Source organism: Flavobacterium aquidurense, assembly GCF_031458035.1.
Lineage (GTDB): Bacteria > Bacteroidota > Bacteroidia > Flavobacteriales > Flavobacteriaceae > Flavobacterium > Flavobacterium aquidurense_C.
Genome location: NZ_JAVDXR010000009.1, coordinates 1 through 13,508 on the forward strand (window position 1 = coordinate 1; position 13,508 = coordinate 13,508).

9 protein-coding genes are annotated in these 13,508 nt (G+C 33.1%); 1 reads left to right on the top strand and 8 read right to left on the bottom strand.

Features of this window, described 5'->3' with window-relative positions:
- Positions 1-209 precede the first annotated feature (209 nt).
- The 8 genes from ypfJ to J2X17_RS14400 form a co-directional block, all read right to left on the bottom strand.
- A complete protein-coding gene (ypfJ, locus tag J2X17_RS14365) occupies positions 210-1,058 on the bottom strand; it encodes a KPN_02809 family neutral zinc metallopeptidase (RefSeq protein WP_310299376.1) in 849 nt (282 codons plus the stop codon).
- Between the two features lie 94 nt (positions 1,059-1,152).
- A complete protein-coding gene (locus tag J2X17_RS14370; protein ID WP_310299378.1) occupies positions 1,153-4,836 on the bottom strand; it encodes a response regulator in 3,684 nt (1,227 codons plus the stop codon).
- A gap of 91 nt (positions 4,837-4,927) precedes the next feature.
- Entirely contained in the window at positions 4,928-5,719 is a 792-nt protein-coding gene (locus tag J2X17_RS14375) for a hypothetical protein (RefSeq protein WP_310299380.1), read from the bottom strand.
- A 135-nt stretch (positions 5,720-5,854) separates the two neighbouring features.
- Positions 5,855-7,183 carry an aldehyde dehydrogenase gene (locus J2X17_RS14380; protein ID WP_310299382.1) on the bottom strand — a complete coding sequence of 443 codons (1,329 nt, stop codon included), beginning with the start codon at positions 7,181-7,183 and terminating at the stop codon, positions 5,855-5,857.
- A gap of 75 nt (positions 7,184-7,258) precedes the next feature.
- A complete protein-coding gene (locus tag J2X17_RS14385) occupies positions 7,259-7,948 on the bottom strand; it encodes an RluA family pseudouridine synthase (protein ID WP_310299384.1) in 690 nt (229 codons plus the stop codon).
- Between the two features lie 52 nt (positions 7,949-8,000).
- The gene (locus J2X17_RS14390; protein WP_310299386.1) at positions 8,001-8,351 is read right to left on the bottom strand and encodes a four helix bundle protein; all 351 of its coding nucleotides are present in this window, start codon (positions 8,349-8,351) and stop codon (positions 8,001-8,003) included.
- 84 nt (positions 8,352-8,435) lie between these two features.
- On the bottom strand, positions 8,436-9,254 hold the full coding sequence (gene panB / locus J2X17_RS14395) for a 3-methyl-2-oxobutanoate hydroxymethyltransferase (RefSeq protein ID WP_310299388.1): 819 nt from the start codon (positions 9,252-9,254) through the stop codon (positions 8,436-8,438).
- Positions 9,255-9,527: 273 nt separating this feature from the next.
- Positions 9,528-10,955: an L-serine ammonia-lyase gene (locus tag J2X17_RS14400; protein WP_310299390.1), complete on the bottom strand. Its 1,428-nt coding sequence runs from the start codon at positions 10,953-10,955 to the stop codon at positions 9,528-9,530.
- Positions 10,956-11,275: 320 nt separating this feature from the next.
- Between J2X17_RS14400 and J2X17_RS14405 the strand changes: the two genes are divergently transcribed.
- Positions 11,276-13,423, top strand: a complete 2,148-nt coding sequence (locus J2X17_RS14405) for a cation:proton antiporter (RefSeq protein WP_310299392.1) — start codon at positions 11,276-11,278, stop codon at positions 13,421-13,423.
- Positions 13,424-13,508 lie beyond the last annotated feature (85 nt).

Consider the following 13,508-nt stretch of genomic DNA (forward strand, 5'->3'; position numbering starts at 1 on the left):
AATTTTAAAAGCTCTATCGGGGTCATCTTAAATTCTTAGATTGCAAATTTCTCATTTTATTTTGATATTTCCTCCCCAAGATTTGTTCTTGATCCCTAGTAAGTTTGGAATTTGGTATTTGTTTTTGGAATTTGTTTTTTTGATTTATCAAAAAAAAGCATGACGTTTAAGTCATGCTTCATCTTGGTTATTATGGTTTGGTCTGTGAATTATCGAATTTCTTCAAATGTATTTCCTTGTTTAATATCTCCGGTTTTAAAGCCTTTTTTAAACCAGTACATTCTTTGTTCTGATGAACCATGTGTAAATGAATCCGGAACAACTTGACCCTGCATTTTACTTTGGATAGCATCATCGCCTACAGCATTGGCTGCACTTAAAGCTTCATCAATATCATCAACATCTAAGTTTTTCTGATTAAAGTGTGTCCATACTCCGGCATAAAAATCGGCTTGTAATTCAAGTGCAACAGAAAGTTTATTTGCTTCTGTTTCACTTTTGCCTTCCTGAGCCTGACGCATTTTTTCAGAAGTTCCAAGTAAGGTTTGTACGTGATGGCCAATTTCATGCGCTATAACGTATGCAATAGCAAAGTCACCACCCTTAGCTCCAAATTTAGTTTTTAGCTCTTCAAAGAAGCCTAAATCCATGTAAACTTTTTGGTCACCCGGGCAGTAAAATGGTCCGGAAGCTGATGACGCCCCTCCGCAAGCAGTTTGTACAGAACCTCTAAAAAGCACCAATTTAGGATTCTTATAAGTCATGCCGTGTTCTTCAAATATTTTACTCCAGATATCTTCATTGTCGGCGAGAATTACGCGAACAAAGTTTCCCATTTCTTCATCTTCCTTGCTTAGTGGTGCAGCTGCTTCAGTTTGTTGTTGGCCACCCTGCAATTGCTCTAACGCATTTCCCACAGTTTGTCCGGTTTCACCACCAAAAACATTTAATAACAAAATAATAATACCAATAACTCCGCCGCCAACTGCAACTTTTCCGCCTGACATACCTCTTCGGTCTTCAACATTATCACTTTGTCTTCTGCCTAACCATTTCATAATACTATGTTTTTAACTGTTTTAAGTTTTCTTTCATACGAATTTATGTATTTTTTGGGAAATATACGTTAATCGAAACCATTTACTTTTTATATTATTTCAACCATTTTCTTAAGGCTTCTTCGACAGTTCCTCTTATAATAGGTTTTGAGATATAATCGTTCATTCCGGCAGAGAGACATTTGTTTCGTTCTTCTTTTTCGGCTCCGGCGGTTACGGCAATTATCGGTATGTTTTGGCCAACTTCAGTAGTTCTAATGGCTTTTGTAGCTTCATAACCGTTCATGATTGGCATTTGAATATCCATAAAAACTAAGTCAGGATTAATATTTTCGATTTGTTTTACAGCTTCATATCCGTTTTCGCATTCGAAAATAATAGCATTCAAGTTTAGGTTTTTGAGAATAGTTTTTAAAAGAAGCATATTTACTTTGTTGTCTTCTACAATCAATATGCTAATTTTGTTTTGATTAGAATTATAACTTAATGCGTATTCTGGATTTTGATTGTTCGAAATTTCCTTGAATTTTTCATTGTTGCTTTTATGGCTTGTTTTTAAATTCAGATCGAAGTAAAAATTACTGCCTTCACCTATTTTGCTGTGAAGTTGTAAACGACTTTCCATTAAAGCCAATAACTGATTTGAGATGGTTAATCCTAAGCCTGTTCCGCCAAATTTTCTTGTTGTTGAACTGTCTTCCTGAGAAAAAGCCCTAAATATTTTCTTCTGATTTTTTTCTAATATTCCAATTCCGGTATCAATTACTGAAAAACGAATGACATAATTATCATCACATTTTTTATCGACGACGGTAACATTTAATTTTATAGAACCTTCGTTCGTAAACTTAATCGCATTGGATAAAAGGTTGATCAGAATTTGTTTTAAACGGACGATATCGGTCCACATGTATTTTGGTACCGAAGGATCAACGTTTAATTCAAGTTGTAGATTTTTTTGATTGGATTCATAAACAATCAGATCAAATATTTGCCCTAATATTTTTTGGACATCATATAAATCAATGAACAGCTCCAGTTTTCCGGCTTCAATTTTAGAAAAATCAAGGATGTCATTAATGATTTCGAGTAATGAATGTGCCGATTGATTGATGGTTGTCATGTATTTTTCCTGAATTTCTTCAAGATTGGTTTTCATCAATAAATGTGTAAAGCCTATGATTCCGTTTAATGGAGTTCTAATTTCGTGCGACATATTGGCAAGGAAATCAGATTTAGATTTATTTGCTGCTTCTGCTAATTCTTTAGCTTTAATCGCGTCTTCGCTTTCTTTAATTTTAGCAATATTTCTGTTTCGGTCTAAAGCTGATGAAATATTATTGGCCAGTGTCTGAAAAATATAAATCTCATCATCGGTCCATTTTCTTTCTTTAGTGCAATCATCAAAACCAATAAAACCAGAAAAAATATTGTTTGTAAATAATGGTAAAATCAGAATCGACTTGATGTCATTGGCAACTAGTAATTTCTTAAAAAAGGTATCATCTAATTCGCAGGTTTTTGTATTTAAAACTTTTCTGTTTTGAGAATGGATAATTATTTCTTTTAAATTTTCTTCTGTAAAAATTTGCAATTCAGTAATCTGGTGTGCAATTCCGTTTCTTGACCATTTGTATTGCTGGCTAATAGTATTGGTATCAAAGTTTTTTTCGTGATAAAAAATATGATCCACTTTTGAAGCTTTTCCGATAATATCGAAAGTTTCCTGAAACATTTTTTGCAGACTTTTGCTTAGCAAAAACTTTTCTGTACACAAAGCCAGAGCTGATAGTAATTCACTTTTAAGTTCTAGTTTTTTCTCAGCTTTCAGTCGCATTTGAGAAGAAATTGCCAATGAGATCACATCAGAAACAGTCTTGGCGTAATTGATGTCTTCGTTATCCCAATCTCTTTTTGTTTCGGTGCTTTCAAAACAAACCACGCCGGCTAATTCTCCATTTGAAAAAATTGGAACATCCAGCATCGATTTTATTTTATTTTTGTTAAAATAAACTTCTTGAAATTCGGAGGTTTCTAGTTTATTAAAAACATCGGAAGCATTTATAATAGCTTTGTTTTTTAAGGTTTCAAAGTATATAGGAAATGATTCCATTTTCAGGACATTCTTGTCATTTAAACTTTGATTGTCTTTACTGAACAGATTTTTGCACATAATCACATCTTCTGCAAATTTCCAAAAGCTTACTCTGCTTGTCTTTGAGATCGTTGCCGCTTCTTTAATGATGTAATCAATTACTGTTTTGAGATTATCGTATTCCCTAAAATCTGTTGTAGAAAGTTTTTTGGTTGAATTATTGTAGGCTTCAATTTTTTCTAAACGTCTCTTTTTCTCATTTTCAATGTTTTTCATCTCCGTAATATCTCTTGCGATACCAGCAAAACCAATAATTTCGCCTAAATCGTTTTTACGAATGATTACTTTTTGTGAAATCCAGAGTTCTGTTCCGTCTTTTTTAAGAATAGGAATTTCAATTGTCGGATAATTGGTTCCGTTTTGTTCGAGATTTTCATAGAAATCGACAGCGTTTTTAATATAATCTTCATGAATGAAATTGGAATAATGCTTTAAAATCACTTCATTTTCGGCATACCCTAAAATAGAAAATCCAAATTCATTGATAAAAGTAAAATAGCCATCAGAACTTATTTCGAAGATAATATCTGTCGCGGTTTGAATCAGGTTTTTATATTGGTCCTGAACTAAAATCTGTTCAGTAACATCCTGGCCAATGCTGATGATTAAATTTTCAGAAAACTTTTTGTCTTTCCATTGAATGTATTTAAATTCTCCATTTTTATTTTTTAATTTTCTGATGTATAATTTGTTATCTACGTAGTTTTTATGGAAATTTTCTTTGTCAAATTCAGCATCTTCGGTAAGTTTCCAAAATTCCATTGCCATAACTTCCTCAGGTAAATATCCTAAAATTGAAGTTATAGTTTCGCTGCAGAAAACCAATTCTCCTTTTTCGTTAGTAGCAATTGTCAGTGAGTTTCCTTTATGGACAATCTCATTTGTAAATCTGAAATTATCACGTATAGTTAGTAAAACTGCATATTTTACCTGATTGATAATGAAAATTAGAATAGAAAAATTAATTAATAATATCGAAGATTTTATGGGAATCAAGTCAAAAACAATTGTTGCAGCAAGAAAAGAAAAGACAACACCAACAAAAATCCAGTATATTTTTATTGGTTTTAAAATACTGTACGAAAAGAAAAATGAAAGTAAAAAAGTAATAATGGGTACAATATCATCGGGAAGGTAAATAACATTATGACCGATATAGATCATATAAACGATGAATGCTATTATAAAATTTCGCTGAATTTTTTCGCGAAGAACTTTTATTTTATCAATCAATAAATAAATGAGCAGTATGCCAATACCAATTGAAGCGTTGACATATAATAAACTTTTTGGTCTGATTTTAAAGATTTCATTGATGATTTCCATCACAATGAAAGCAATTCCAAAAAATAAAATGTACAGCTTATATTCGTTGTTCGCTGTTTCGGTTTCTCTTTTTTTCTCTATGAAGTTACCAATTTTGGACTTAATTCTGAAAAATTGATATACAAGAACAGTTAAAAAACCAAAAAGCGAGAATCCCAGAACAATAAGTTTAGGATTATTGTAAAAAATAATTTCGGGAGTGAAAACATACAAGTTTGTAATAAATGCTTTCAGGTTATTACCAATGAAGGTAATTCCTGAAAGCAATAAATTATAAAAACTATAGTTTTCTACCATAGTATTTTTGGTATTTTGGTTTAATTTATAGCATTTTGAATTTTCTAAACTGAGGGAGAGTGGTTAAGTCTTTTTGTCTAGAAATTTCGGTTTATTCTGCGTCTGATTGACCAATTGAATCAATAGGATCCTCTTCTTCCATATTAAAAAGTGAATAATAAGTTGCATACGTTAGTGAGGTATTAAAGACAATTGTAAAAATTATCCCGATACAACATCCTACCAAACCTACTATTGACCCTAATATTCCAGTAATAAATATTACAAAAATCATTAAAGGATTTTTGCTTATGATAATTAAATTTGATTTTATAGCATCTAATGCTTTTAGGTTTCCGAAAACAATCAATGGAATAGTAAAAAAAGTAAAATAGGATATAAAAAAAGAAAAACCATTTCCGACATAGTTTAGGTCCAGGCTTTCAAAAAAAACGGAAATTGCTGTTCCGGTTAGGGAAATAATAAAAGAAGCTGTGAATATTTGTGCAAAATATGGCGCTTTGTAATAAGCGAATATAGTTGAAACATTAAATTCTTCATCTTTATCTGCGCAATCTGCCATTTTTAAAAATCCGGCTCCAAAAGGAGCGACAAGACCACTTATAGCTGAAATGGCAAGTGTAGAAAATAGTTGTTGTATATAAGTTAATTTTTGACTTTCTAAAGATTGTATAAAGTCCTGACTCATACTTTCAACACCAAAATAAGCAATGACAATACTGAAAAGTGCAATAAAAAAGATAAAGGTAAATACCAAAATTATCAATCCGGCGTACAGCGCTATTTTTTTATAATTTTCGAAAGCATGATTAAAAATAGTTGAAAAATCCAGAGAATAGCCATGATTTTTAATGTCTTCGATTTGATCAGTTGTAGATTTCATTTTTTGTAATAAAATTGTGGTAGAATTGTTTTATACTTTTTAATATTGATGATGAATATTGAAACGTAAATATAATATTTTTAATCAATTAGATATGATAATCTACAAAATATACATAAGTTGATTTTTATATGCTTACATCCAGTCTAATAATCGTTTAAGAGAAGCTAATTTATCTTTATATGGCGCATATCGCATTGGCAGATCCAGCCAGTTGGCTTTTTTAACAACAGCTTTATGGTGACAGAAAATATCAAAACTTAACTGTCCGTGGTAAGCTCCGATACCGCTATGCCCAACACCACCAAAAGGCAGTCTTTTATTCGAAAAATGAATAACCGTATCGTTGATGCAGCCGCCTCCAAAAGAATAGTTTGTTATTAGTTTTTTTGCAAAAGAATGGTTTTCACTAAATACATAAAAAGCGAGAGGTTTTTCGTATTTGCTTATTACGTTCTGAATGTCAGCTTCTGTTTCGTAAATAAGAATTGGCAAAATAGGTCCAAAAATTTCTTCTTTCATTACAGGGCTATCTAATGCAGGTTCCTCTATTAACGTCGGCGAAATATATAATATGTTTGCATCAGTTTCTCCTCCAAAAATCACTTTTTCGCGTTCAATCATACTGTCTAATCTAAGAAAATTTTTAGTATTGATAATGCGCGCAAAATCAGGCGATTTTTCCATTTTTTTGCCGTAAGCCTTTATGATTTCCTCGATCAGAAAGGTGATAAAATTTACTTTCATATTTTTCTGAATCAAAATATAATCTGGTGCGATGCAAGTTTGTCCGGCATTTATAAATTTCCCCCAGACAATTCGTTTTGCGGCCAATTTTAAATTGGCAGTTTCATCAATAATACAAGGATTTTTTCCGCCTAATTCTAATGTTACAGGAGTCAGATTTTCGGCTGCTGCTTTGGCGACAATTTTACCAACAGCAACACTTCCTGTAAAGAAAATATAATCCCAACGCTGCGCCAGTAATTTATTGGATACTTCGACACCGCCTTCATGTACTTCAACATGATTGATGTGAAAAGTTTTTTCTATAATTTTTGCAATGATTGCTGATGTCTTCGGAGTAAGTTCAGACGGTTTTAAAACGACTCTGTTTCCAGCTGCAACGGCTGCAATAAGCGGACATAGAGCCAATTGAAAAGGGTAATTCCAAGGAGCAATTACCAAAACATTTCCGTAAGGTTCTTTATAAATATAATCTGTTGAAGGGAAGTTGAGAATGGAAGGAAAAACACGTTTTGGTTTAGTCCACTTATAAATATTTTTGATAGTATCTTTTAAGTCCGAAATAACATAGTTTGTTTCTGTTAAAACAGCTTCAAATTCAGGTTTTTTAAAATCTTCGTATAAAGCTTTTACGATTAAGTCTTCGCTTTTTTGAATGTTATACAATAACTTCTTCAGCGTTTCTTTTCTGTACTTGATGTTATTTTTATAGTCCATGTTTACGATCAGCTTGTTTTTAGTCTATGCAAGTTAATCGATAAAACTTAAAAAATTAACAATTATATCATAAAATCATAAAGCATTCCAAATGGTTTCATCGGGAGTTGGTGCAATTATGGTAATGTTTTCTTTGGAGACAGGATGCACGAAAACCAATTTTCTGGCATGAAGATGAATTCCTCCATCAGGATTGCTTCTGTCAAAACCATATTTTAAATCGCCCTTGATTGGAGACCCAATGGCTGATAATTGCGCACGAATTTGATGATGACGACCTGTGTGAAGATTGATTTCTAAAGCTACATAATTTTGAAGTTCTTTGAAAACAGTATAATCTAAACTCGCTATTTTACTGTCCGGAACTTCTTTTAAATGTGCTTTTGAAGTATTATTTTTTTCATTTCTTTTTAAAAAATGAACCAATTTTGCAGTTGTTTCCTGAGGTTTATTCTTTACTACTGCCCAATAGGTTTTTTGCGTCTCACGATTGCTGAACATCTCGTTCATTCGTGTTAGTGCTTTACTTGTTCTGGCGAAAACTACGATTCCGGTTGTAGGTCGGTCCAAACGGTGAATTACTCCCAAAAATACGTCACCAGGTTTATTGTATTTATCTTTAATATATTCTTTTACAACATCAGATAAAGGTTTATCACCCGTTTTGTCACCCTGCACAATATCACCCACACGTTTATTAACCACGATGATATGATTGTCTTCGTGTAGAATTTGGAGATTATTTTTATCTGAGATTACTTTCAAAATAGATTTTTAGATTTTTAGATTATTGGATTTTTAGATTTTTAGACTGAAACTATGCTAAAGTTGATCTAAATTTCGATGTCATTTTTACAATTCGGTCTAAGTTAAAACATAATTCATCTAATTTTACTTGATTTATATATCCTAAATCAAAAGAAATTAGTAATTGAGTTTCGATTTCAAAGATTGAACCTATAGCAATTTCAAGAAATCTGGAAAAATCTTTATTACTACTTCTTGAGCAACCTTCAGCTATATTAGAAGGAACAGAAATAGACGCACGACGAAGCTGGTTTATTAATCCAAATTTTTCAGATTCTGGAAAACCAGAGGTAATTGTATAAATCTCAGAGCAAAATTTTCTGCTTGATTTCCAAATTTCTAAATCTTTAAAACGATGCATTTTTAATATTTAAATTTTGATTTTAGATTGTTAGAAAATATCTTCTTCTAACAATCTAAATATCTAATAATCGAATAATCCAATTTAATACTGTTCTTTCTCGTTCGGAAAATCACTCGATTTCACATCAGCTACATATTGACCAATTGCAGAAGTCATTTCCTGATATAAATTAAGGTAACGACGTAAGAAACGAGGACTGAATTCGTTGTTCATTCCAAGCATGTCATGAATAACCAAAACTTGTCCGTCAACTTTTCCTCCAGCTCCAATTCCGATAACCGGAATCGAAATACTTTTGGCTACTTTTTCTGCTAATTCAGCGGGTATTTTTTCTAAAACTACAGCGAAACAACCTACTTTTTCAAGCATTTTTGCATCTTCAAGTAGTTTTTCAGCTTCTTCATCTTCTTTGGCACGAACACTGTAAGTTCCGAATTTATATATCGATTGTGGTGTTAAACCCAAGTGTCCCATTACCGGAATTCCTGCGTTTAATATTTTTTTGATAGATTCTTTAATTTCTTTTCCGCCTTCAAGTTTCACAGCATGTCCACCGCTTTCTTTCATGATTCTGATCGCAGAACGCAAAGCTTCTTTAGGATCGGATTGGTAACTTCCAAAAGGTAAATCAACTACAACCAAAGCTCTTTCGATAGCACGAACAACAGATGAAGCGTGATAAATCATTTGATCTAAAGTAATTGGTAATGTCGTTTCGTGTCCGGCCATAACGTTTGATGCCGAATCACCTACTAAAATCACATCGATTCCTGCAGTGTCAACAATTTTTGCCATAGTGAAATCGTAAGCGGTTAACATAGAGATTTTCTCTCCATTGCTTTTCATTTCGATTAACGATTTGGTAGTGATTCTTTTATAATCTTTTTTAGCAACTGACATTATAAGTAAGTTTTTTAGTTTTTTTGAATAGTTTTAAAAGCAGAATTTACTCTTAAAACGAAAATTTTGACTGCAAAATTAAGTAATTATATCCCAATAGTCGCAAGTCAATCCCGAATCCTCGGGATAAAAGTCAAAAGGCATTGTCAATATTGACTTTGCATACTTTTTGAGTACACCATAAGGGTGAAAATAAAAATGAATGAAAATCAGTAAGTACAGGACTTTAAGAACTTTATGACATTTGACTTGCGACTTTAGGGTAATCATATTCTAACAATCGGCCATATTTACCGCAATTGCCAATCCGCCTTCAGAAGTTTCTTTGTATTTAGAATTCATATCTTTTGCAGTTTGCCACATCGTGTTAATTACTTTATCTAAAGGTACTTTTGCATTTTTAGAATCGGTTTCTAACGCTAATTCGGCAGCATTAATTGCTTTTATGGCACCCATTGTATTTCTTTCGATACACGGAATCTGAACCAAACCGCCAATTGGGTCGCAGGTTAAGCCAAGATGATGCTCCATGGCAATTTCGGCGGCCATTAAAACCTGAGCAGGAGATCCGCCCATTAATTCGCAAAGTGCTGCTGCGGCCATTGATGACGAAACACCAATTTCTGCCTGACAACCGCCCATTGCTGCTGATATTGTAGATCCTTTTTTGAAAATACTTCCAATTTCTCCGGCAACCATCAAAAATTGTTTGATTTCTTTTTCGCCGGCATTATGATTTTCGATTACCAGATAATACATTAAGACAGCCGGAATTACACCAGCGCTTCCATTAGTTGGAGCAGTAACAACACGGCCTAAAGACGCATTCACTTCATTCACGGCAAGTGCAAAACAGCTTACCCATTTTAAGATTTGGCGGAATTTAACTTCGGTTTTTCTAATTTCTTCCAGCCACGATTGCGGATCAGAATAATTAGATAATCCAATTAAATTCTGATGCATATCAAAAGCTCTTCGACGAACATGTAACCCGCCTGGAAGAATCCCTCCTGTATGACAGCCAATATACATGCATTCTAGCATTGTGTTCCAAATGCGCATTAATTCCGAATGAATTTCGGCTTCAGGACGCATCGATTTTTCGTTTTCATAAACAATCTCTGAGATTAATTTGTTTTCTGAAATCGTATAATTTAAAAGCTCCACCGCGTTTTGAATTGGAAACGGAAAAGCACATTTAATTTCTTCTTTTATTTTAGCATTTGTACGTTCTTCTTTCACTACAAAACCTCCTCCAATAGAATAAAAAGTCGATTCATATTCAGAATCATCAGATTTGTAAGCTGTGAATTTTAATCCATTTGCATGGAAAGGTAGAAAGTCTTTATTGAAAACAATGTCCTGTAGAAAGTAAAACGGAATAGTAATCTGATTGCCTAAAATAATTTCATTGCTGGTCTCAATCGTTTTGATAATTCCGGCAATATTATCCACTGGAATATATTCAGGATCTTGTCCGCTTAAACCCAGCATAACCGCTAAATCAGTAGCGTGACCTTTACCGGTAAGAGAAAGTGAACCATATAAATCGACTTTAACTCTGGTAACCTGTTCTAAAATAGATTCGTTTTTAAGCTCTTCTAAAAAACGTTCAGCAGCGCGCCATGGCCCCAAAGTGTGCGAACTCGAAGGCCCAACACCAATTTTAAGCATATCAAAAACAGAGATACATTCTTCCATTGTTCAAGTTTTATTAAGACAAAGATAATTGAATAATGCAATGAAGTTTTATTTTCAATTATAAATGTTGCGGTTTTGTTAAAAAATATATTAAATATTGGTAATTTGACAAAGAAGTAAATTTAATTAGTTAATATAGGGCTTTCGTAAAAAGTTCGGGATTTTTTTAGGTATTTTTGTAAATGAGCTATTACTAGAAAAAACTGAACTTTTTAGTTTTTTAATAATCGAAATAAACTGCAACTTTGGGTATTTTGTCTATTTGCTGAAATGTCTTTTTGCGATAATTTAGAATACCACAAAGAAGCTAAAATTACATTATGATAGAATTTTTCAGGCATTTACTACAAGAGTTCGAATTACCACTAAGCAATCCAGTATTGATTTTTTCGTTGATACTTTTCATTATTTTATTGTCGCCAATTTTACTGAAAAAAATTAATATTCCCGGAATTATTGGTTTGATTATTTCAGGAGTAATTATTGGACCTCACGGACTTAATATTCTGGCCAAAAACTCGGCGGTAGATTTGTTTTCGACCATTGGGCTTCTTTACATTATGTTTATTGCAGGTTTAGAACTTGATATGAATGAGTTTAAAGCCAATAAAAATAAAAGTTTATTGTTTGGTTTTTTTACCTTTATTTTTCCGCTTTCGATAGGATTTCCGGTTTGTTTTTACCTTTTAAAATATGATTTCGATGCCAGTTTTTTAACGGCGAGTATGTTTGCGACGCACACTTTGGTAGCGTATCCAATTGTAAGTAAACTTGGAATTGCAAAAAATCAGGCGGTTGCCATCACGGTGGGCGGTACTATTTTAACAGACACTGCGGTTTTAATTATTCTTGCCGTTATTATGGGAAGCAGTCAGGGCAATCTGAATCAGGCTTTCTGGATAAAATTAGGAGTTTCACTGGCTATTTTCTCAGCAATTATGTTTTTACTGATTCCGAGAATTGCAAAATGGTTTTTTAAGAAGCTGGAAAGCGAGAAACATGCTCATTATATTTTTGTTCTTTCAGTCGTTTTCTTTGCGGCGTTTTTAGCGCAAGTAGCAGGAGTGGAGCCAATTATTGGTGCTTTCGTTGCCGGATTGGCATTGAATCCTCTTATTCCGCAATCATCGGCATTAATGAATAGAATTGAATTTATAGGGAACTCACTTTTTATTCCGTTTTTCCTGATTTCTGTGGGAATGCTGGTTGATATTCGTGTGATTTTAAGCGGCCCCACAGCTTTAATTGTTGCCGGAACATTAAGTGTTGTGGCAATTTTCGGAAAATGGTTTGCAGCGTTTTTTACACAAATTGTTTTTAAATATACCAAAACCGAAAGACAACTTATTTTTGGTTTGAGCAGTGCGCACGCAGCTGCAACTTTGGCCGTTATTTTGGTAGGTTTTAAAGCAAAAATTCTGGATGAAAATATCTTAAACGGAACTATTATTTTAATTTTAATTACGTGTATTGTGGCTTCTTTTGCTACAGAAAAAGCCGCTAAAAAAATTGCAATCTGCGAAGAAGAAATTTCACATGAAGACGCCAATAAAGATCAGATTTTAGACGAACATATTTTAATTCCATTAGCAAAAACTTCTGCGACGGCGAGTCTTTTAGATTTTGCTCTCTTGATAAAAGATAAAAAATCTGCCAATCCGATTACATTACTGACGATTGTTCCGAATAATGATCAGGCAGAAATTAATATTCTGAAATACCGAAAAGCAGTTGATAAATTCGTAATTCAGGGTTCCGCTTCTGAAGTGAAAATCAATACCATTGCCAGAATCGATCATAATCCTGCGAGTGGAATTGCGAGGACTTCAAAAGAAATCATGTCGGATATTGTGATTGTGGGATGGCCAAGAAAAACAGGTTTTCTTGATAAAATTTTTGGTGAGAATGTCGATTCGATTATCAATAATGTTGATAAGAGTTTATTTATCTGCCGTTTTCAAAAAACATTTATAGAGGAAAAAAGACTGGTTTTCATTTGTCCGCCTTTTTCTGAAAGGGGAGCTGGATTTCAATTATTACTTCAAAAAATTTGCCGACTTTCACAAGAATTAAGCGTTCCGATTGTGATTTACGCCGAATATAAGACGCATCAGGCAATTCAGCAAATTGCCAATAATTTAAAGCTGAATGCGAAACTAGGTTTCAAAAGTATCTTAGACTGGGATGATTTTGAATCGATTTCAGACGAAATAAAATCAACTGATTTGATCGTTTTCAATTTATCAAGAAAAGGATCTGTTTCGTACCAGTCGATTTTTGATAAACTGCCTTCTAAATTCGAAAAATCTTTTGATGATAACAACCTTATTTTGGTTTATCCGCAAGACGAGAATAAAGTAACCGCTATGGATGCCTATGAAGATTTTACCGCAACACCATTAACGAAAGGTCTTGAAGCAATTGAACAAATTGGTAGAGGTTTGGGGAATATTTTGAAGAAGGGGTAAAATTTTGCTAATGTGTTTGCTTCGTTCCTCGCCATGACCCGCACGAGTCTTTGTGATGAACGAAGCAATCTCATTTTGTTTGTGT

Coding starts and splice junctions, on each gene's coding strand:
- ypfJ (WP_310299376.1), bottom strand. CDS start 1,058: ATGAAATGGTTAGGCAGAAGACAAAGTGATAATGTTGAAGACCGAAGA.
- J2X17_RS14370 (WP_310299378.1), bottom strand. CDS start 4,836: ATGGTAGAAAACTATAGTTTTTATAATTTATTGCTTTCAGGAATTACC.
- J2X17_RS14375 (WP_310299380.1), bottom strand. CDS start 5,719: ATGAAATCTACAACTGATCAAATCGAAGACATTAAAAATCATGGCTAT.
- J2X17_RS14380 (WP_310299382.1), bottom strand. CDS start 7,183: ATGGACTATAAAAATAACATCAAGTACAGAAAAGAAACGCTGAAGAAG.
- J2X17_RS14390 (WP_310299386.1), bottom strand. CDS start 8,351: ATGCATCGTTTTAAAGATTTAGAAATTTGGAAATCAAGCAGAAAATTT.
- panB (WP_310299388.1), bottom strand. CDS start 9,254: ATGTCAGTTGCTAAAAAAGATTATAAAAGAATCACTACCAAATCGTTA.
- J2X17_RS14400 (WP_310299390.1), bottom strand. CDS start 10,955: ATGGAAGAATGTATCTCTGTTTTTGATATGCTTAAAATTGGTGTTGGG.
- J2X17_RS14405 (WP_310299392.1), top strand. CDS start 11,276: ATGATAGAATTTTTCAGGCATTTACTACAAGAGTTCGAATTACCACTA.